Source organism: Pseudomonas sp. MF6396, assembly GCF_002018915.1.
GTDB classification, from domain to species: domain Bacteria; phylum Pseudomonadota; class Gammaproteobacteria; order Pseudomonadales; family Pseudomonadaceae; genus Aquipseudomonas; species Aquipseudomonas palmensis.
Genome location: NZ_MVOK01000002.1, coordinates 292755 through 312517, shown reverse-complemented (window position 1 = coordinate 312517; position 19763 = coordinate 292755). Strand labels below are relative to the sequence as shown.

General features: G+C 61.5%; 24 protein-coding genes. 3 read left to right on the top strand and 21 right to left on the bottom strand.

Going from position 1 to position 19763, the window contains the following annotated elements; all coding sequences use genetic code 11:
* The 7 genes from MF6396_RS03265 to MF6396_RS03235 all read right to left on the bottom strand — a co-directional run.
* Window positions 1-3256 (bottom strand): host specificity protein J (locus tag MF6396_RS03265; RefSeq protein WP_078479712.1); only part of this gene is annotated, 3256 nt, incomplete at its 3' end.
* 56 nt (window positions 3257-3312) lie between these two features.
* Window positions 3313-3933, bottom strand: a complete 621-nt coding sequence (locus MF6396_RS03260) for a tail assembly protein (protein ID WP_078479711.1) — start codon at window positions 3931-3933, stop codon at window positions 3313-3315.
* Entirely contained in the window at window positions 3930-4685 is a 756-nt protein-coding gene (locus MF6396_RS03255; protein ID WP_078479710.1) for a C40 family peptidase, read from the bottom strand. The genes MF6396_RS03260 and MF6396_RS03255 overlap by 4 nt, the downstream gene beginning before the upstream one ends.
* Before the next feature lie 2 nt (window positions 4686-4687).
* Entirely contained in the window at window positions 4688-5437 is a 750-nt protein-coding gene (locus MF6396_RS03250) for a phage minor tail protein L (RefSeq protein ID WP_078479709.1), read from the bottom strand.
* A gap of 6 nt (window positions 5438-5443) precedes the next feature.
* Complete coding sequence (locus MF6396_RS03245; RefSeq protein WP_078479708.1) at window positions 5444-5782, bottom strand: phage tail protein; 339 nt, start codon at window positions 5780-5782, stop codon at window positions 5444-5446.
* Window positions 5782-8487: a phage tail tape measure protein gene (locus MF6396_RS03240; protein WP_078479707.1), complete on the bottom strand. Its 2706-nt coding sequence runs from the start codon at window positions 8485-8487 to the stop codon at window positions 5782-5784. Before MF6396_RS03240 ends, MF6396_RS03245 begins: the two co-directional genes overlap by 1 nt.
* 61 nt (window positions 8488-8548) lie before the next feature.
* On the bottom strand, window positions 8549-8845 hold the full coding sequence (locus MF6396_RS03235) for a hypothetical protein (RefSeq protein WP_078479706.1): 297 nt from the start codon (window positions 8843-8845) through the stop codon (window positions 8549-8551).
* A 91-nt stretch (window positions 8846-8936) separates the two neighbouring features.
* Here MF6396_RS03235 and MF6396_RS03230 point away from each other — a divergent pair, with 91 nt between their 5' ends.
* Both MF6396_RS03230 and MF6396_RS03225 read left to right on the top strand, forming a co-directional pair.
* Window positions 8937-9656: a DNA translocase FtsK gene (locus MF6396_RS03230; protein WP_078479705.1), complete on the top strand. Its 720-nt coding sequence runs from the start codon at window positions 8937-8939 to the stop codon at window positions 9654-9656.
* A 156-nt stretch (window positions 9657-9812) separates the two neighbouring features.
* Window positions 9813-10037 carry a hypothetical protein gene (locus MF6396_RS03225; protein WP_078479704.1) on the top strand — a complete coding sequence of 75 codons (225 nt, stop codon included), beginning with the start codon at window positions 9813-9815 and terminating at the stop codon, window positions 10035-10037.
* On the opposite strand, the gene MF6396_RS03220 is transcribed toward MF6396_RS03225, so the two are convergent.
* The 12 genes from MF6396_RS03220 to MF6396_RS03165 form a co-directional block, all read right to left on the bottom strand.
* On the bottom strand, window positions 10018-10224 hold the full coding sequence (locus MF6396_RS03220; RefSeq protein ID WP_078479703.1) for a hypothetical protein: 207 nt from the start codon (window positions 10222-10224) through the stop codon (window positions 10018-10020). The genes MF6396_RS03225 and MF6396_RS03220 overlap by 20 nt on opposite strands.
* A 25-nt stretch (window positions 10225-10249) precedes the next feature.
* Window positions 10250-10405, bottom strand: a complete 156-nt coding sequence (locus MF6396_RS28895; protein WP_202971258.1) for a hypothetical protein — start codon at window positions 10403-10405, stop codon at window positions 10250-10252.
* A gap of 101 nt (window positions 10406-10506) precedes the next feature.
* Window positions 10507-11022, bottom strand: a complete 516-nt coding sequence (locus MF6396_RS03210; RefSeq protein ID WP_238596408.1) for a hypothetical protein — start codon at window positions 11020-11022, stop codon at window positions 10507-10509.
* A 57-nt stretch (window positions 11023-11079) separates the two neighbouring features.
* On the bottom strand, window positions 11080-12249 hold the full coding sequence (locus MF6396_RS03205) for a phage tail tube protein (RefSeq protein WP_078479701.1): 1170 nt from the start codon (window positions 12247-12249) through the stop codon (window positions 11080-11082).
* Between the two features lie 94 nt (window positions 12250-12343).
* Entirely contained in the window at window positions 12344-12532 is a 189-nt protein-coding gene (locus MF6396_RS03200; protein ID WP_161493024.1) for a hypothetical protein, read from the bottom strand.
* Between the two features lie 121 nt (window positions 12533-12653).
* Entirely contained in the window at window positions 12654-13061 is a 408-nt protein-coding gene (locus tag MF6396_RS03195; protein ID WP_078479699.1) for a phage tail terminator-like protein, read from the bottom strand.
* On the bottom strand, window positions 13058-13447 hold the full coding sequence (locus MF6396_RS03190) for a hypothetical protein (RefSeq protein ID WP_078479698.1): 390 nt from the start codon (window positions 13445-13447) through the stop codon (window positions 13058-13060). The genes MF6396_RS03195 and MF6396_RS03190 overlap by 4 nt, the downstream gene beginning before the upstream one ends.
* A 2-nt stretch (window positions 13448-13449) precedes the next feature.
* Window positions 13450-13830, bottom strand: coding sequence for a glutamate 5-kinase (locus MF6396_RS03185; RefSeq protein WP_078479697.1), 381 nt, complete (start codon window positions 13828-13830; stop codon window positions 13450-13452).
* A 3-nt stretch (window positions 13831-13833) separates the two neighbouring features.
* The gene (locus tag MF6396_RS03180) at window positions 13834-14226 is read right to left on the bottom strand and encodes a protein singed (RefSeq protein ID WP_078479696.1); all 393 of its coding nucleotides are present in this window, start codon (window positions 14224-14226) and stop codon (window positions 13834-13836) included.
* 39 nt (window positions 14227-14265) lie between these two features.
* Window positions 14266-14847: a hypothetical protein gene (locus tag MF6396_RS03175; RefSeq protein WP_078479695.1), complete on the bottom strand. Its 582-nt coding sequence runs from the start codon at window positions 14845-14847 to the stop codon at window positions 14266-14268.
* A 48-nt stretch (window positions 14848-14895) separates the two neighbouring features.
* On the bottom strand, window positions 14896-15864 hold the full coding sequence (locus MF6396_RS03170) for a major capsid protein (protein WP_078479694.1): 969 nt from the start codon (window positions 15862-15864) through the stop codon (window positions 14896-14898).
* A 12-nt stretch (window positions 15865-15876) separates the two neighbouring features.
* Window positions 15877-16587 carry a hypothetical protein gene (locus MF6396_RS03165; protein ID WP_078479693.1) on the bottom strand — a complete coding sequence of 237 codons (711 nt, stop codon included), beginning with the start codon at window positions 16585-16587 and terminating at the stop codon, window positions 15877-15879.
* A 113-nt stretch (window positions 16588-16700) separates the two neighbouring features.
* Between MF6396_RS03165 and MF6396_RS03160 the strand changes: the two genes are divergently transcribed.
* Complete coding sequence (locus MF6396_RS03160) at window positions 16701-17300, top strand: hypothetical protein (RefSeq protein WP_078479692.1); 600 nt, start codon at window positions 16701-16703, stop codon at window positions 17298-17300.
* Between the two features lies 1 nt (window position 17301).
* Here MF6396_RS03160 and MF6396_RS03155 read toward each other — a convergent pair whose 3' ends face one another.
* Both MF6396_RS03155 and MF6396_RS03150 read right to left on the bottom strand, forming a co-directional pair.
* Window positions 17302-18345, bottom strand: a complete 1044-nt coding sequence (locus MF6396_RS03155; protein WP_078479691.1) for a phage head morphogenesis protein — start codon at window positions 18343-18345, stop codon at window positions 17302-17304.
* The gene (locus MF6396_RS03150) at window positions 18335-19759 is read right to left on the bottom strand and encodes a DUF4055 domain-containing protein (protein WP_078479690.1); all 1425 of its coding nucleotides are present in this window, start codon (window positions 19757-19759) and stop codon (window positions 18335-18337) included. The genes MF6396_RS03155 and MF6396_RS03150 overlap by 11 nt, the downstream gene beginning before the upstream one ends.
* Between the last annotated feature and the right edge of the window lie 4 nt (window positions 19760-19763).

Below are 19763 nucleotides of genomic sequence, written 5' to 3'. Positions count from 1 at the left end.
TGAAGGCTGCCTGGATAAACGTCTGCCCATCCTGGATCGCGAAAAACGATGCGGGAGTGCCGTTGATGTCGTTGACCACGGCGAACCTGTCGGCATTGATGATGAACTGGCTCTGCAGGCCCGCTGGCCCGTTCTCGATGCCTAGGCCGATACCGGCAACAACGTACTTGCCTTGCGAGTTGAGCTGCATCTTCACAGCCCACATCGTCGAGGCCTTTTCATCGGCATTGACCTGGGCCTGGCTGATCGTCTGCACGGCCGCCGTCGTGTCATTCATCGTCGCTTCAAGCGTCTCGGTCTTGCGCACGATGACTTCATCGCGAGAGGCGCTGACCTTCACTTCCTCTGCAAATGCCGCTGTCGCGTCCCACTGGTGCAGCGCGCCGGCCAGATCGCCTTCGGCATCGGCGTCACGAGCAGACGCCCGCAGAGCCTGCAGGCTCTCGGCTGTCGCCGTGACCTTGCCGTCGACGGTCTCGATGTTGGTCTTGTTCGTCTGCACCTGCTGTGCAAGGCCGTTGGCCGCTTGCACAGACTGACCAACATCGATCCAGAGGTTCGCGTTCGGTGGAGAATTTGCACCCGAGGCATCGGCAGGAACAGGGCCTTTTGCCTGGTAGATCCGACCATCGACCACGACCATCTGGTCTTTCACGTATGGCTCACCTGGGTCGTATGCCTTGAGCCCGTCCAGCGCATCGATCTGGTCTTGCAGGCCATCGATCTTGTCGATGAGCTCCTTGCCCAGCTCAGTCTCGCCAATTTGCCCTGCAATGAGGTCGAGGATCGGCGAAGCATCCATGCCGCTCTGCCCCAGTACGCCGTTGCCCACGGGATACCACGGCCCGATGTTGCCAGTGCGGTCGACGAGGCGTGCCCAGAAGAAGAACGACACGCCCGCAGCCAGCCCCTGCAGCATGAAGTCACGCTGCGGGTAGGCCAGGTCGGTGAGTTTGGTTGCCACCGACAGGTCATTGCTTGGGCTGTACCAGATCTCGGTACGCTGTGTGTCCTCGGCGCCGGGCGGAAAGCCCCAGCGCAGGCCGATTGCGAACAGCTCGCTCGAGGCGTTCAGATAAGACACCGCCGGTGGCAGGCCTTCCTTGCCCTTGAGGTCGGTGAGTATCGAGTCTCGCCAGATCGACGAGATATCGAACGCGCTGACTGCGCGAACCCGGGCGAGGTACTGACCGGCGTAGATGCCAACCACATCGACTGACGCGGTGCCGGTGCGTTGAAGCCTGATCCAGTTGCCATTGTCCTTGCGCCACTCGACGTCGTATCCCACGGCCCCTTCCACCGCAGGCCAGGAAATGGTCATCGTGCTGACAGCCAGGCCCTGGCTGATCGCGTAGTCCGAGGTCAGGGTGACGCTCGCCGGCGGCGGAACAGTGGTCACCGGGATGACGCTGATCGGGCGCTCTTCCAGCTTGGCGCCGGTGTCGATCGCTGCAAACTTGCTCGGATTGAACTCCAACCCGGTGATCTCGTACTCGCCCTCTGCAGTGCGCGCAGTCTTCAGGACGCGAAACAGCTGGATGGCCAGGTCGTCGGCGTCGATGGCCCACTGTAGTTCCGGCTCCGGCTGGACCGAATAGGCCGTGGTCACGGTCACAGCACGACCGGCCACAGACTGCACGGTACGGCCCTGCGCGCTGCCGTTGGGCAGGTTGATGATCAGGCGGTCGCCGGCCTTGATCTGAGTGTCACGGTCCAGGGTCACGACCTTGCCGACCGCCGCAGCGATGCGGCCGCCATTGGGCCGTCCAGACAGCAGCTCATCGGCTACCGGGATGACGTGGCCAGGCAGCGGGATGCGACCCTCCATGCCAGTCTTGAAGGTGACAGTCCGATCCTGGTTGTTGCTCAGCAGCGCCCACTTGCCGCGGCGCTGGGCCTCGCTGGCCCTGGTGCAGCCAATAGCCGAGATCTCGATTGGGCGATCCTGGTACCGGCGCTGGAGCGCCAGGTCGGTGACCGGAATCACATCGGTATCGTAGTTGTTGCCGGGGTTGTCGTAGCTGACCAGGGCCCGGCTGTAGTGCGTGCTGCGCTCGGCGCCGCCGTAGGTGAACTCGCCATCGATGACGTTCGCGCGAGTGAACACATAGTCGAAGTCCTGTGCGCGTGGCATGTCGGCCTGCATGAACAGCGCGCCCTGCGCCCAGTACACCATGCCTCGGTAGATGGCAGAGAGATCACGCAGCAGCGTCCAGGCCTCGGCCTTGCCCTGCAGGTTCAGGTCGCACAGGAAGCGCGGTTCCTGCCCTCCGACGCCGTTTGGCACCCGCTGGTCGCAGTACTGGGCTATGCGGTACATCTCCCACTTGTCGACCATCCACGACTTGATGCGCTTGCCCAGGCCGAACCGGTCTTCCACGCACAGGCCATAGGTGACGAATGCAGGGTTGTTGGTCCACGCCTGCTTGAAGGTACCGTCCCATGTACCGGTATAGGTGCGGGCAATCGGGTCGTAGTTGGTCGGCACAGGCCAGCGGCGCGCCTTGCACTTCACCGTCACAGACGGGATGTTCTGGAACTGCTCAGCGTCGAACTCGATGTAGAGCAGCGCAGTGTTGGTATAGCGCAGTTTCTGGTCGATGATCTCGGTGTAAGCCGCCACGGTCATGGTGTCGGCGATGGTCCCGGTATTCGCGTTCGGTGTGATGCGTCGTGCGCGCATCACCCAGCCGGAAGTTGCCGGAGGCAGATCGACGCGAACCGACCGCTGATAGCCGTTGCTTGTCTTTCCTCTGACCGCCCCGCGGTTCGCTTCGACGAAAGCGCCACCGTCAGTTGCGATCTCAATGGCATACTCGATGGTGTAGCCACCCGTGCCGCCATTGCTTGGGTTTTGCTGGAGCAGCCGCGGCCAGGCGAAGCGCAGGCGCACTGCCGAGAGCTGAGTGTTGCTCAGTGCGCGAGTCCACGGCTGATCGCTCCGCAATTCAACGCCGACAGACGTTTCACTCTCGATCGCTGGGATACCCTGGATGTAGTCCTGCTCAACCGAGCCGCGACGGAACTCCCACTTCACGCCAGGGAAGTTCACGTTGCCGCTGGCATCCATGATCGGTGTGTTGTCGAGGTAGATGTCGCGGTCGGTCGGCGTGCCGTCAAACTCGCCCTCGCCCACCGCCAGAAGTATCTTGGCGATGTTGGTTGACCGCAGGCTGTCGGGGGCCTCGTAGGAAGCCTTGGTCTTCTTGCTGCCGCCTTTGGCGCCAGTGACGTCAGGTGGGAGTGCTGCGCCCATGCTTTCCTCCGGGCCATAAAAAACCGCCCGAAGGCGGCTTGTCATCTGTTCTAAGGCTACGCCTTGTCTTCGGCGTAGATGGACGCGGAAATGATCGCCCCACCCCACCGGCGCTCGCCGATGCAGATTGGCACGGGGTTTCCGCTGGCGGTGGTGTTGTTCGCACTGCCGAAGGCATAGGAAGGCCTGTTTTCTGGGGACGCGCTCATCGATAGACCCTTGGCCTGCGGGCTGAGCATCTGGATCACGCCGCCGATGGCCAGCGAAACGCCAACCGCACCAGTGATACCCCAAGCACCGCCAGCACCGATGGCCCCCAGGCCGGCCGGCGCGAAAATAGCAACCGCAGCGATCAAAGCGATACCGACCACTGTCTGTAGCAGGCCGCCGCGCTTGCTACCGCCGATCACCGGAACGATGCGCACCTCGCGCGCGCCGCCGCGACCGAAGTCTTCGGCGCCCACGTTCTTGCGGTTGCGGAACACGGCGAACCGCAAACCCATTCCATCCAGGCGCTGGATCTCGGCCTCAAACCCCTCCAGCGTTGCCTTCAGGGCCTTGAATACCTCCCACACCTCGCCGCTATCGATCTGTCGGCGGTGGGTGCGCCCGAACTTCTGGGCCAGCGATCCGGATAGCTTGATGATGGTCATGGGTGCATAGACGATGGTGCTCATCGGGCCTCCTTGTGGCGCAGGATCAGGCGCGCCCGGTCATGCCAGGGGCCGCCGTAGATGATGACCTCGGACGGCCTTCCGTACAGGTGGTGCAGCAGGAACGGACCCTGGCCGAACACCTGGACCTGCTCGCCGGGTAGTTGCGGGTCGGCGCCCAGGTAAATCCCAGCATGGTTAGGGTGCGACGTGCGCCCCACCTCCATGACGATCATGTCGCCGCGCTGTGGTCGGTCGACCTGGTAGAAGCCTGCCGCCTCATAGGCTTGCTCGTACAGGTTGGGCCCGGCGGCCTGCTCCCACCAACCGTCCTCCCGGGCGTAGGCCGGAAACTCCAACCCCCACTCCCGCTGATACCAGTCCGCGCAAACCTGCCAGCAATCCCAGGCGCCATGCACAAATGGCCGTCTCAGCAGCGGCGTGCTGCCGCCTGGAGTGATCGTCCGCAGGTCACCTTCCGGCCAGGACAGGATGTGCCAAGGCAGCCCGGTGGCCTCGCACATGGCCAGGTCACGCGGCGAAGGCCTGCTGGTGGCGTCCGGGTGAGAGTGAACGACGCCGATCACCTGTCCCTGGTCTTCCGCGCCGGCGTACTGCTCCGGCGCAATGCGGAACTCCTCGGTCGGCTCGGTTGCCACGTTCGCGCAGGGGAAGTACACCTGCCTCCGGCCCACGGCCAAGATTAGCCCGCAACACTCGCGCGGGTACTCCGCCGCAGCGTGCTTCTGCACGGCAGCAAGGATGTGTTTCAGCATGATCAGCTCCTGGCGATCAGGGAGACGGCAGGGAAGCCGCCGAAGGGCAGTTGGTTGCCTTGGCCGAAGCGCACCACGCAGCCAGTGTCGAGACAACCGTTGCACTGATCCTTGGCCGGGTCATCCGTGCGGTTGCCGTCGAAGTCGAAGTACGGCCCGGTGTACCCGCAGTTCGGCCCCCGGTAGCCGTTCGTCATGGCCCAGTGGCACAGCTGGGTCATCTGTCGGCCAATGCTCTCGCCGCCGACATCACCGGGGCTGGCCAGCTCCCACGACACGGTGGTGCCGTTTTCCGACACTTTCTGGTCGATGTACCAGACCTCAATCGCTTCCTCGGTCGGGTCTGCCTCTGGGTTGCCTCCCGGGAAGTTGATCGGGTCCAGGTACCGCCTCATCGTCTGCCGAATTGTCAGCTTGAACTCCAGCAGGTTGTCGAAGGCCAGGCACAAGGCTGTGATCCGCCCGTTGACGTTGCCGACCGAGATCGTTGGACGTACCGCAGTCCCGTCCGAATTTGCCTCGATACCTTCGACCTGGATGGGCCAGGCACCGTACTCATGTCCCTGCCACCAGATCGACTTGGCCGGCAGTTGGTCTGCGTTGACGCCGGCCGCCGCCAGCTCTTCAGGTGTATGGGGGATGGCGTGGCCGTGGAAGCGCAGAACATCAGCCCCCCAGTCCGAGCCATCCAGTTCAAACAGCAGCACCTCGCTGCCCGGCTGGAGCAACTGGATGTCTTTGATCAGGCTCATATGGCCTCACGGATGGAATGATTGCTGAAAGGTAGCGGTCAGGGTGTAGTAGTCACCCAGGCCATCGCTTAGGCTCGGGGGACCTCCCAGGTACATTCCCAGTTCGCCCAGCGGTGGCGTCCAGAGGAAAGACTTGGCGCCACCGTGTCGGTCCAAGAAGTTCTTGATCTCCTTGATGACAGCTCCCTTACCGCTGATAGAGACGTTCCACTCTTCAGATACGTTGTTTGGCCCATCCGCAACCACTTGCTCGTAGCCGCCGCCAAACCTGCTTGATCTGGTGGCATAGCTCGTGGTCCCGGATGACTGCGCGTGCACGCACCAGGTGAAGGTTTCCATGGCCATCACGCCCTCCCACTTTTCTGTCTGAAGCTAGTGCCGCCTGGGCGCCATGACCTGGCGATAGCATCTTCGGCGATGGCGCGCATCTGGGCCTGTTGCGCCTGCAGGTTTTGCTGTAGTGCCTGCTGATCCAGCTGCATACCCTCATCGCTGCGGTCGCGCACGCTGATGCTCATTGGCATGTTGATGGTCACCGATGGGGCCTGTCCTTGCCCGCCAGGTGCCGAAGACACGTATCCGCCAGAGGCATAGCCCTTCTTGTTCAGCCGGTCCAGGTGGTCCCGCATGCCAGGCTGGCTGACGACCTCTTTGCGAACCACATACTCGCCGCCGTGAACGACACCCTTTGGCTCGAACTTGCCGCCGTCGCCGGTGTAACCGCCAGACGAGAAGCCGAACTTGGTCGAGTACCCTGCGGCAGACGCTCCTAGCTTGGACGAAACTTCACCCGCGCTCCCGGATGTAAGCCCGTTTGCCCCGCCACTGAACCACCCCCCGATCGCACTCCCTGCGATACTGGCAAAAATGCCAGTAGCTGCCTGCCGCGTGGCGATCCTGGCCATATCAGCAAGAATCGACTTTGTGAAGTCCGAGAACGAGAGCTTGCCCGAGATGGCGAAGTTCGCCACCGCGTCCTCCATGGAACTGAAGGCGTTGGTGAAGAACGCGCGCGACTGGCCAGCAACGTCTCTGGCACTGTCCAGGTAGTCCTGGAATGCACCGCGCGCGCCGGCGCTCCAGCTAGATTGGGCCTGGTCAAGTTGTGCCCACCCTTCTCGCTGCACCGCCACGCGCTTGCCCAAGTACTCACGCTCGAGGTCGATCTGAGCCTGCAGGTCCTGACGCTGCTTCTCGCCCTTGGCGTTCGCCAGCTCAGTCTGCAACTGGAGGATGCGGTTGTTGGTCTCCTGCTCAAGCTGCAGGCGCTCTTGCATCCGCGCAGCATCCTTCTGCCCCATGCCTACGGCGTCAGCCTTGGCGGCATACTCCATCCGTTCAGTAGCCAGCCTGCGCTCCATCTGCGCCCGGTACTGCTCCGCCTGGGTCAGGCCCTGCGCGCCTTTGATCGCGGCTGCGTAGTTGATCGAGGCCTGGGCCAGGGCCTTGCCGTACTCCTCCTGGCTGATCTTGCCCCTGTCGAGGGCAAGCTGAAGCTGGGTTTGCTCCTTGGTCAGTGCCCGCGCCGCCTCTGCCGCTGGATCGTACTGAGCGTAGAGCTTGGCGAAGGTGTTCATAGCCTCCGGTACGCCCTTCAAGGCAGCGGAATTGGCTTTGGTGGCTGCCGTGGCTGCCGCTTTCGAGGCCTTCTCAGCTGCAACCTTTGCGTCTTTTTCCTCGGCGTACTTGAGGAGCAGCTTTTCCTGTTCCGGAAGCAACTTCCCTATTTCTCCCGTCTCAATGGCATAGCGAACCTTGGCAGCCTCGCTATTTTGCCCCTGTAAGGCGGCCTGTTTCTTGAGGTTGGCGAGGAGCTTTTCGTACTCCGCGTTGACTGGCGACACCGGGTTCTCGCCCTGCGGCTTTTGCGACCCGGTACCGGCCGCTGCCTTCTCCATTTTGGACACTATCGTCCGAATGGTTCCGGCCTTACCCTCCAGTTCGGCGATCTGCGCATCGATTTCCTTACGGTCGTAGAACTTGAACTTGAAGAAAACGGTATCGCTCGGATCGTCCTTTGCGAGTCGGGACCGAACGTCGTGCAGATCTCGAATACCGGACAGCGTGACGCTCAACTCGGCGTTGAGGCCCGCGACGGTCTGTTTGTCAGCCCTGAAGAAGTCGAGGAACTCGCCGGAGTTGAATCCATCCATGGCTCTTGCCAGGGACGCGATACCAGTTGCTAATCGGCTACTTGCGCCAGCGGCTTCATCCAGACGTCCCACGGTGGCGACGAGCGAATTGTTGAAGGCAGTGATCGCCTGGCTAACTGTAATGTTCAAGCTGGAACTGAGCTGATCAACCTGTTCTTTCTGGTCCTGCAGGGCCTTTACGATGGCCTCGGATGTCAATTTTCCTTCTGATCCAAGGGCTCGGAGCTGACCAATAGTCACGCCAAGGCCGCGCGCGATGGCCTGTGCGAGTGCAGGGGTTTGCTCAAGGATGGAGTTCAGCTCATCCCCCCGCAGCGTCCCAGACGCTAGGGCTTGGCCGAACTGAACCATGGCGGCATCTGCTGCCTGCGTGCTGGCCCCGCTCAGGGCAACGGTTTTGGCTACGGTCTCGGTAACGCTTGCAACGTCGGCAAAGCTTAGCCCAAGCTGGCGCCCGTTCTGAGCAATGCGCTGATAAACCTGAGCGGTTGCCTCAAGTGGCTGCCTGGCGTTCTGGGCGACCTCGTACACTGATTGCTGAGCATATGCCAGTTGCTCAGCTCCTTCGGTCACGAGCCTCAGGCGGTTTGTGAGGTTGGTGTACTGCTCTGAATACTGAGCAATTTTCGTAACGCTGAACGCGGCCGCAAAGGGTGCAGCCAGTCCTCCCACGACGCCGAGTAACTTATCAGTCTCGGCAGCCAGGCCGCCGACCTTTCTTGAACTGGCATCAGAACGTCGCCCGGCCCCTTCGATAGATGCGCCAGCCTTGTCCATTGCCGGCGCTACACTATTACCAGATGACTCAAGAGCCTCGAGCTCTCTTCTCATGGACGCTGCGTCACGCTGCGCGCCGCGCGAGTCAATCGTTACGGCTAGCCGCGATTCTTGGTCCATGCAATATCTCCAGGCATAAAAAAACCCGCGCTTTGCGGGTTCATTTTCATTGGGTCTCAGGTCACTCTTTGACCGGCTCGAGGTCGGATTGGCAGTGCTTGCACTTGACGGCTTCCTTTTGCACCACCTCTGCGCAGAATGGGCACTTCCGGTAAAGCGAAGAGACCCCAAACTTCCTGGCGATCTCAATGCTCTTCTGCTTGTCCACTCCCAGCGGATTTACCAGCCATACAGCGATAAGTCCAATTGCTGGGAAGATAAACCCAAGGATGAACCAGCCAACAGGATCTCTGCCTTTCTGCTTCGCGAAATAGGCAGTCACGCCAGCCAATGCCAGCCAGATGATAAACAGTTCCATGAGCCCTCCTTGTTGATGAGGTCAATCTACCATTTCATGATCGCCATGGGTTAGCCTTGCTCCACCTGTAATGGCTTAGTAGGTTGCCTTCGTGAACTGGCTAAAGCGTATTTTTTCACCGAAGGGCGCGGACAACTTCATCGATCAGCCCGTGAAAATTTCGGACATTGGTGACGACCTGTACCCCAAGGCGGTTGACCTTGTAATAAGGAACAAAACAGCCTCTGTGTCGCTCGTCCAGAGGGAGCTGAAAATTGGCTTCGCTCGTGCAAGTCGCTTCATTGAGGCCATGGAAAACGACAGGATCGTCAGCTCTATAGGCCCTGAGGGGCATCGGCATATCATTTCTCCTGACCAAAGATCTGAGACGGCTCAACAGCCTCCCGCTGTGCCGGTCAAGCGCCCAGCTGCCGATAGCGCGTTTGACCGTGAGCACTATTTTTTGCCCTTCCCATCCTTAACCACGCCGCACTCAGACCTCGTCCTTGTTGGCACAAAATGCTATCTAGGCGACAAGACATATGAGGAGCTTCTTGCCCGGCACGGAAGATGGGTCCCTTCCACAAAAGAAGGGAAGATTTCCGACGTATTCACCCACACGGATATTGGCCAGCTCGACTTGGCCATCAACGATTACATCAATTTCCTGATTCGAATCCGATCTGTGGCTGAAAGTGATATCCCAGTCAACAGCAAGATAGAAATGATACGTGCCATCTCAGAGCTGACGGGGCCCGAGGGGCATAGCCATTCTGAGTTTGTCCGCGCCCATGGGGGGCTCAGTCATGTCATCGAAAAGCTGATCGGCTGAGACCGGCGCTCGCCCCTCCCTGTCCACCCATCCACCCTGGACGGAAAGCCAGTACGTGGGCTGGGCTACGGCGTAGTAGCGTTGTGCCTCCCAACGAACCGCCCCGGTCCGCTGCCGGAAAGCCCATGGACTGGGGTCTGCACAAAAGGAATTCCTATGAAGAACAGTAAGAAGGTCGTCCACGAGTTGAATTCCGCTGTTCAGAAATTCAACCAGACGATGAGGTCCGTCGGCTCAAGCCGGCCAGATGCTCAGGCTGCAGCAGATTGCTTCAATCGGCTTGTAGCAGCCATTTCCGACATCGACCAACGCCTTGTAGAGCTGGAGGAGGCGCACGAGAGCGCCCAGCTAAAGGGGAAAGCTAGCTCAGTACCGCAGTGAACTCGATGGTGACATCTCCGTAACCTTCAACATCTGGAAGAATCCTTTCCAAATGCATTCGGGTCATCTCTCCATGATCGAACGACGGGTCGTTGCCGTACTTCAGACGGAGTGCGGCGATGACCTCCTCGGCGCTGAGTATGAACGTATCGATCCGGTGATGAATGGTGGTTGTGGTCTTGCCCATGCCCCTCTCCTGCGGACTGGCCGCGTCAGTCGTGGCTGTTCTGATCCGCCCATCTGGTGCGGAATTCTTCGTCCAAGGCGAACACCACGGCCTCGAGCTCTCCGCGATCGATGGCGGTCGGGTGTTGAGCCAGGTACTCGCTGACCATTCCTGCGGTGATCGGCGCTGGGGCGGCCATCATTCCGACGTACTGCCGGGACCGACTGATCGCGTTGTAAGCGTCGAGCAGCTGGTCAGTGACCGGGTCAATCTCCGGGGCCGACGGAACCGCGCCTACGCCGCTCAGGCGCTCGCGTTTCCAGCGCTTTTTCTCGTTCTCTTCGCCCGCCCAGTCGCGGCCCCATCGGTAGACGGCGAGAGCTTTCCCACCGACTCCTTGACGCGCTCCTCGACGCGGTTGGCGATGTCGACGCCGGTGCGCAGGGCCAGGAAGTAGACGCTTGGCATCTGCTCGATCAGGGCCTTGCCCAGTTCCGGAGTGTACGCCGCCGGCTCGCCCGGGCGTTCGGCCACGTCGACGCCCTCCCAGCCCTTGATCAAGTGGTGCGCCACCAGGTCCATGTAAAGCTCGTCATCGACCTCAATCTCGGACTGGGGCATCTGCGCGACGCTGAACTGCTTGGTGCCGACGCCGGTTTGGGAGTCGACTGCCGCCAGGTGTCGGTTGATCAGTGCGCGGTGGGATCGGTATACGGGGTCGGCGACGGAGCCAACCAGGATCTTGGCGCCCGGGGCGAACTCGACCCAGCGCTGGCCGTGGAGGTCCAGCTCGGGCTTGAGAGCAATGGTGAATCCCATGTTCTTCCTCTGCGGTAAAAGGCCCGACGCACCCCGCAGGGTACGCCAAGCGAAGGGTTACGCCGTGACGGTGATCGCCGCGGTGCCTTTCTTGGTGCCATCCACGGTGCTGGTGGCCGTGATGGTCGCGGCGCCGGCGGCCACACCAGTCACGACGCCGGAGGCGCTGACGGTGGCCTTGCCCGTATCAGAGCTGGACCAGATGACGGTCTGGGTCGCGCCGGCCGGAGCGACGGTAGCGGCCAGATTGGTGGTCGCGCCTTCTGCCAAGCTGGTAGTCGCCGGGGCCACGGTCACTCCGCTTGGTGCAGGTGGTGCCGGGCGGCGGGTGATGGTCGGCGACACGCGGCGGGCGGTGTAGGTCAGCTCAACTTGGATGATGTCGGTGGCGCCGCCATCCGGCCAGGACCCGCTGATCTCCATCTCGGGGATCAGGAAGTCATAGGCGCCATCGGCATTGCCCAGCGTGAACTCGAAGCTGATCGCGTCACCAGTCTGCTGCTTCTTCCACAGCTCGTAGGCCGTCTTCGACCAGCTCAGGGTGATGCTGCCCGATGGGGTGAAGATGGTTGGGATGATGTTGCCGGCGAATGGGTTGCCGTTGCCGATGCAGCGCTGGGTCTGGACGGCGTTGTCGAATTGCAGGTTGAAGGTGTCGACGCAGACGTTGTTGTCGCCGACCTGGACACCGTTGAGCTTGAGGCCAGAGACGTCTTTGAAGCCGTATCGGCGCTGGAACGCCTCAGCCACTGGCGTGAGGACGAAGTTGGTGTCGTCGGCCTTGTCCTGCCAGCCGGTAGCGGCGAAGGTGGTGGTCACCTCGATCTCGCCGTCGTTCGGCACCTGGATATTCATGGTGGCGACCTGGGCACCGGTGGCCTTGCCGGCGATGCCGACATCCGCGGCGTAGTAGCCCAGGCTGAAGCTGATGCGATCGTTGCCCATGGTCAGGACGTTGCTGTCCCAATCCTTGCCGAAGCAGGATGCCATGAACTCGTCCATCGCGCCGAAGCGCATCTTTGTACCGACGTCGCCGGCCACATCCACGGTGGTCTGTGCCGTGCCCTGCGACATTCGGTCTTCGCCAATCTCGTTGTTCTCGGCGGTGTTGTAGGCGGGACCGACCCCGAAACTGGTCCGCGTTAGAACGTTCCAGGGGCCTGGCGGAGTAGCGCCTGGTGTGATTTCACGAATCCAGGCCGTTGCAACTTTTGCTCCCGAACTCATCGGAGCCTCCTTAGATCATAATGATCCGGGGAGGCGTAGCGATCAGAGGGGCCTTTCGGCGTGTCTGGTCAGCGTGCCCGGTGAATTTGGGGTTTTAGATGTTCAGCTCGACCTCAACAGAGGTCAGGAGCTGCCGGCTTACCTCGCCAAAGGCTGTAAGGTCCGCGTACTGGAGATTGACGTATTGGACGCTGATCCCGGTCTTCTCGTTGAATGCCTTGAGAGCGCCATGGATCTGCTCGGCCAGAAGGCGGCGCTCTTCGCGAACCTGTTCGATCGTCATGCTTTCACTCATCGCTCTGCGCCTTCGATGTCAGCCAGCGCTCCCAGGCGGCAAGCGCAGCCTTGGCCGCACGGATCAAGCTGCGATGCAGCTCCACGGTTGTCTTGGACATGTTTGCCTCTCAGTAGGCCCTGTATGGGATGGACACATTGACCTGGTACCAGCCGTGGCCGTCGTCGCCCACAGTGCTGGCCGATGCCGCGTAGCAGTCGAAAGGCCCGGTAGGGTCGCTATAGAACTCGAAGTGCTGCACCAGCGTGTCGGCAGCCTTGGTGATGGCCAGGGTGCCCTTGTAGCTGGGCACGAACAGTTGAATGATGATGATGCCGGTCCGGCGCACGCAGGGGCCGATACCGACCTCTGGCGCACCAGCAAGCCCTGGCACATCAGCCAGTCGAGCCCAGATCGCTTTTCCGGCCGGGTCGAACGGTCCTTGCGGGCTATTCGGATAATCGACGGCAGCCGCGGGAATTCCCGCCCACTGCGTCATGCGGGCAGTGACGATGGCCCGGATCTGCTCAAGGGTCATGTCCTGTAGGCCTCGGCGACGCCGTTGAACGACACCGCGTAGATGCCAGCCGGCGCCTGCTTGGAATGGCCATCCTCAAGCGGGCCTGCATACGGCAGATTGTTCTGGATGAAGACCTGCGTGTATGGCTCCAGGCCGGTGATAGCCCGGACGCCGGCCTGGATGGTTTCTGCGCCCGTTGGATCGACGCTCACAGTGCTGGTGTAGACCGGCGCACCCACGCTGACGATGTTGTTACCCCGGAAGCGCCCAGTATCCACCGGTGAGCGAATAACGATTTCGTTGAGTAGCGCCATGGCGATGACTCGCACGCGCTGGCTCAGCTGCTCCTCAACTACGCCCGCGAACATGCTTGGCGGCGTACTCCACCCTCTTCCCTTTGCCATGGTCACTTCCTCAGCTGGATCTCGTAGTGGGCCTTGGCCGGGTCAATGCCAGGGCTGACGATGCGGTACGTGGCCTGCTGGCCGGTGAGAAGGTCTTCGGCGGCGATCTGGTGGCCAACCGCCGGCCTGTCCGTTACTTCATTGGCCAGGCAGATCAGCAGCACGTCGCCCACCAGGATGTTCACGCCGTCGATGCGTCGGCTGTCGTAGCTGTCGAGCACTCCCCGGCCGGAGTAGGTGACTGGCTGAGCGGTGGTCGTCTCGGTGACGGGATCGAACACGCCAGGCCCCATGTACTGCCCCGAGAAAGGCACAACTGCGTCTGCCAGGTCATCATCGAAGGCAGCGGCCAGGTCGATCTGGATATCGTCACGAAGCCCCATGCCCTACCCCCTCGACACTCGGAACGCGAATGGATTACTGCGCCAGGGCGAGAGCAGGGCCAGCGCCAACTGCACGCACGCCGGCTGGGCGGCCGTGCTGGTCTTGTCGATCGATCCGAAGGTCTTGCTGGTCGATACCGAACCAGCCTTGACAGTCTTCGCCTCAAGCGAACCCTCGGTCTGCTGCTGGTACAACTTGCCCTGGGACGCACACTTGGCCAGGCGGGCGCCGGCCTTCTTTACGTCTTCGGGAATGTCGTCCATGTCGATGCCGACCAGGTTGAGCGCGGTCAGGTAGGCATTCGCCTCGAACGCCGCCTCTTCCTTGAGCTCGTCAGCCGCCCAGCCAGCCCCGAGGATGCTATCCACGTCGGCCACAGTGATGTAGGTAGCCATCAGGCCTCCGCTTGAATGAGTTGGGCCAAAGCCCCTGTGTTACTGCTTGTCGAGCTCGGCGACCTGCTTCTGGAGCGACTCTTTCGAGGCGTTGGCGCGGTAAGTCACGCCGGCCTTGTCCAGGGCAGCCTTCAGCGCCTCGACCTCAGGGTCGGCGGCAGCAGCTTTGAGGGCCTCGATCTGCTTCAGCAGGCCGACCTTCTCTTGCTCCAGGTCGATTACCTTCTGGGCTTCGCCGTCGCGCTCGCGCTGCAGGCTGGCGATGCCGGCATTGGCCGCTTCCAGCACCTGAAGCAGGCGATCTGCGGTTTCGCCCAGCTCGCCCTCTGGACGATCCAGGCTCTGCTCAGCAAACGATTCGACGATCACGCCAATCGCGGCCAGCTCAGCCGTCAGTTGATCGACCACGTCCTGGCTCAGCCCACCAGCCTCGACAACCACAGCCACGGCCTTCAGCTCGGGGCGAATGGTCACCTCAGGCACGTCTTTGGCCTCGCCCTTGCGACTGGTAGCAGCGTTGGCATCAACGATTACCAAGCCGGCTTCCTTAGCCAGTGCCTTCACGTTCTCCTGATACTGGTGGAACGGCCCCGCCAAGTACCAGATGTTGTTTTTGCTCATGCTCACGTCCTCAGCGGGCCAGGCCGTAGGCCCAGCCCACCATCAGGGTTACTTGGAAGCGTCACCGATCAGAGCGACACCGGCGGTGTGCTTGATGCTGGTGGCGGTCTTGTCCCAGTTGGTGCCGGTTGCCAGTTCGGCATCGGTTGGGGACTTGCCGCCGGCGGTCACATCCCAGGTGTAGCCCTTGAGGCCCAGACCGAAGCTGTAGTCGGTCTGCAGTGTGGTTTCGATCCGCTCTTTGCCGTTGGTGGTCTGGACGTTGCTGATGATGTCGCGACCGTCGTGCACCAGAGCCGCACCCTGGACCAGGGACAGGATGATTTCCTTGTCCGGAGTGCCGTCCTGCATCAGCGCCGGGGCATCGGTCACAACCGAGACCTTGCCCAGAATGTCGATCACGCGGACGTTGCCGGCCTGGAACAGCTGCTGCTGGTTGGCCAAGTTCTGACCGACCAGCTTGTGGTAGGTGGTGCCCTGCATCACCTGGGTGACCAGATTCTGGCTCGCATCACCGAATTTCGCGTGCGCGTTGTTGAGGCCGGCGTAGGTGATGCCGGCGGTGGCCGACACATCGTTGACGGCAGCGGCCTGGGCAGTGATCGCTGCGACCAGGGCGGCGATTGCGGTGTTCAGCTGGTCCTTCAGCAGGATCTCGGCAAATGCCCGGGATGCGACCTCGATGCCTTGGGCGGTCGGGCGCTCCAGCCAAGTCATCTGCGAAGGCTCGTAGCGGATCGGGCCGAAACCACCAGCAACCTTCACCGAGGTGTTTTTCAGCTCGGTCAGGTCGGTGATCGGTGCGGTGCCGTTCGCAGCGTAGCGGTCCACGCGGCGCTGGGCGGCGGCCAGGGTCTGGAAGAACGACTCTTGCAGGAAGTCGCCGGTGAAGCCGTCCGGGGACAGCACGATGGCGCCGCGGCTGGCGGCGTTGAACGCAACGAGCATCTGGTCCAACGTCTCGATGGTCGCCGGCATGATGTATTCGTTGAAAACCTGCATTTGCGACAGGGACATGGGTGTATTTCCTTATTTCAATGGAAGGTCTGGGAACCGGCTGGCCAATGCCGCCGTGCGCTCCTCTTTGGTGCCGCCGATGTTGCCTCTTGCGGCCCCGCCGCCTTTTCCAGCACCCCCGGCCCCGCCACCGGATGCCTTGCTGCCAGCGATCAGTGGACCGAAGGCCGGATCGTTGGTGAATTCTGCTTTCAGCTCATCCAGCGTTGCCGCCGAGAGCTTGCCGGCGGCGTCAAGCACGACGACGGTAGGTTTACCATCACGCTGCTCGACGCTCAGCCGGCGTTCGATGTGGGGAAGCAATGCCTTGGCGCTGCCTGGAACAGCCAGGGTGGTAGCGATCTCGGTCGCGGTGCGCCCTACGGTCAGATCCCGGATCTGGCCTTGCAGGGTACTGTTGGTGCTTTCGAGTTGGGCGGTCAGCTCAGCTTCGCGGCGGGCGAACTTCTCGGACCAGGACTTCTCCAGGCCCTCGACGTCGCCGGCTTTGCGGGCGGCCTCTTCTGCCTCGGTGCGCGCCTTCTCTTCGGCCTCGCGACGAGCCTTCTCGGCGGCCTTCTTCTCACCCAACAGTTCTTCCACCTTGGCCTTCAGGCCGGTGACGTCTTCCTGCTGCGGAAGCCCATCAATGCCGAGAACGAACTTGCCGTCCTTCTCGACGTACAGGGCCTGGATGGATTCGTCGACGCCGTCGAGGCTGTCCAGTTGAAATTTCAAGGTCATTGCTGTCTCCCAGAGACGTTGAGCAGGCCCTGCCTGCGGTTTTGATTTGAAGCCTTGAATCGGCTTCATGTTTTTCGTATATTTCAGTTGGGAAATGAAAAGAGGAAATCACCATGACCCAAGAACTGAGCGTTCAGCTCATTAACGACAGCAACGGAAAGCCCGCCTTCGCTGTCCTCCCATACCATCAATTCGAGGTCCTTATGGCCAACCACCCACTGGCAGAAACACTGCCCCCCCCCTTGATAAGGGATGACCGCTACATTGATTTGCCGGAGGCGTCCGGCGAGTGCATCGACTTGGTTCGCCTTGTCGATTACTGCCTGCGTCAAGCAACCGTATCCATGGGCGCCGACGATGACCGCGCACAGAACCTAGAGCAGTACCGGGAAAGCCTTCCGGTGAATGCTAGGACCCAGGCCCTAGAGCGGTTCGACGCTCAGTTTTCCGGCGGTCTTGATCCGCTGATCCGCCGCTACTTCTTGAGCAAGGACTCCCCGTACCGGAACACCATGCAGGCAACAAAGGAGGTCGTAGATGCTCTGGTCAAGACCGGCATCTTCAAGCGGACCAAGCGGAAGTTCGACTTCTACAGGCCGGTCAACGCTCTGGACTTTGATGCAGAAGCTGGCGAGGCGTACCTTGCAGGCAAGCCTTCAGCGACCGACCCAATCCCGACCTACTTCTGGCTTGTTAAGGAGCCAGGCCAGTAAGTCACCCGTCCGATCGCAAGAACGCCAGCGGTTCGCGATCACGCAGTTGAGCCAAAGTAAGGGGCTTCCCATCGTCGTCGACAAAACGGTCGATGGTGAGCCCCCCTTTTCTGAACAGCTTGTACCTGGCGGGGCCAAGCACATCCTCTTGGAACGCTGCCGGCTGCCCTGCCAGCCATTCGCCGTAGCTGATCTTACTGCTCACTTGCTCAACGCCATCAGGGCCGACTGAGGACCGGGTGGAGCCAGGAATCTCCCGGGTGAATTCGTCTTTCAGCACAGGGATGACCGTGGTCCGGCACCGCCAGTGATACGGCGGCTTCGGCCCATCCAGCGGGATGACCGTCTGGTCGATGCTCATGCAGAACAATGTGGTCCGACTGTCCAGGGTGGCGATCCGGCGCATCCCCTTGAGAATGTCGTCGTTGTCCTTGAGCACTTCGACGCGCGCCGTGGTGGCGATGTGGTTGGTCATGGTGTTGACCAGGGCCTGAGCCTGATCGCGCTGCTGGACGCCCAGTGACGTCAGCCGGCGACTGATCTGGTCGGACGTCTCGCCCAGCGCGGAACCCATTCGGATCTCGCTGATGATCTCAGCGCTCTTCTTGGTGCCGTACTGGTCGAGCGCGCCGTTGATGCTAATGCGCTGCCGGCCCTTGCCGACCTCCAGGTCGAGAGGGTCAGCCAGCGCCGCTGCGGCAACCTGCACGATGTTCGGCCTGTTCAATTGCACGACCGCCTTCACGACCTTCCCAAGCAGGGTCATATTGAATTCGGCCTCGTAGCCACCGAATTCAGTCAGGTCCAGGACGGCCTGTTGCTTCATCTCGCCGTACACGCCCGCCAGATCGCCCTGTAGCTCTTTGATCTGCTTCTCGTACCGTTGGGTGCCGTACCGGCTCAATCCATCGGATACGCGCGATTTGGCGGTACTGATGGCCTTGGTGATGAACTTGGCCAGGCGCTTTAGGCTCCCCCCGGCATAGCGCTGGACGTACACCTGGTGGCGGGTCGCTGCGTCGGACAGGTAGCCGTCACTGCTCATCCTCCCCGCCTCCGGTGTCGTTGCCAGTCACTGGCGGCTGCTGGGCCAAGTCCTCGTCGATCAGCTCGTCGGTACGGTCAGCTTCAAGCACGCCGCCCTGGCGCAGATTGACGCGCACATCCTTCTTGGCGATGAAGCCCTGCTGCCACAGCTGGATCTGGGCAATGATGTCCTGGGCGGTCATGGTCTCGTCGAAGAACGACTGGTTGAGCCAGAACACCGTCCCAGCCTCGTCCGGCTCGCCCATCATGAAGCGCTCAGCATCGAGAATGGCCCGCTTCAGGGCCTCAGACACGTTGCCGGCGATGGTGCCCAGCACACTGTTGTCCGAGCTGTAGCGGATGCGCACCGCCTCGGCGGTCTCGGCGCCGCCCGCCTTCTGGACGATGCGAGCGCCGATCATCAGCATCTGCTCTTCCTTGTCCTTCAGCAGCGTCCGAGCCAGCTGGCTCTCGGTTGCCTGGACTAGGTTTGCGGTACCGCTCTTCCCGAGGTTGTAGCCGCGAGTCGAGCCGATATGCATGCCGTTCGGGTTCAGCTTGGCGAACTCATCTGCGCTGATGTCGGTCGTAATGAACAGGGTAGGCTGGCTGCTGATAAACCCGCTCTCCTCCACCGTGGCGCTGTTACCGTAGTGCAGGATGTTGACGTCGGCCAGGTCTTCCAGGGGCGACTTGTCGACGCTGGCGTCGTTGTTCTGGGCGCCGTAGAAGCTGAACAGGATGTGATCAAAGGGGCGGCCGTTCTTGTCGAGAGGCGCGACCTCGGTGTAGGAATTGCCGTCTTCGGTATAAACGCGCTGGACGTAGCGGCCATCAACCAGCAGCAGCACTCGGAACTGGGTGCCCATGGTCCGCTCCAGGCTCTCTGCACTGAACTCGGACACGCTCTCCAGCAAGCAGACATAGACAAGACGCTTCACGCCATCAATCACCTGCTCGTTCCAGTCGATGATCGACTCGGCACCGTAGTGGTGAATCAGCGCGCTTCGGCCTTTCATGTCGGCCATCGAGGAAACGCCCTCAACTGCCGGGAAGTCCACCAGGAACCCACCACGGCCGGCATCCAGGCATTCGCCTACCGCTTCCTTCGAAAGCTGTTCCAAGCTCGTGCCGTCGCCGCTGGCGTTTTCCTTGAGGTACTCGACCCCAGCAGGCAACTGTAGCTCGGCAGTCTTGCGGAACACCGCACCCAGCAGGCCGGTGCGCGTGCACCCGGTAATGTTCAGGAACATCGCCCGCTTCTTGTACTGCTTGTACCGCGCATGGTTCTCCGGTGATTTGTTCTCCGGGTCCGGCATCGGCAGATAGATATCGTGCTTGCGCACCTCTCGGGCGCCAGCCACGCAGCGCTTGACCAGCTGCCAGCCGGGCAAGGCCTCCGAGTACTCTGCCCGGGGGAGGAAATTAGGCATGGAT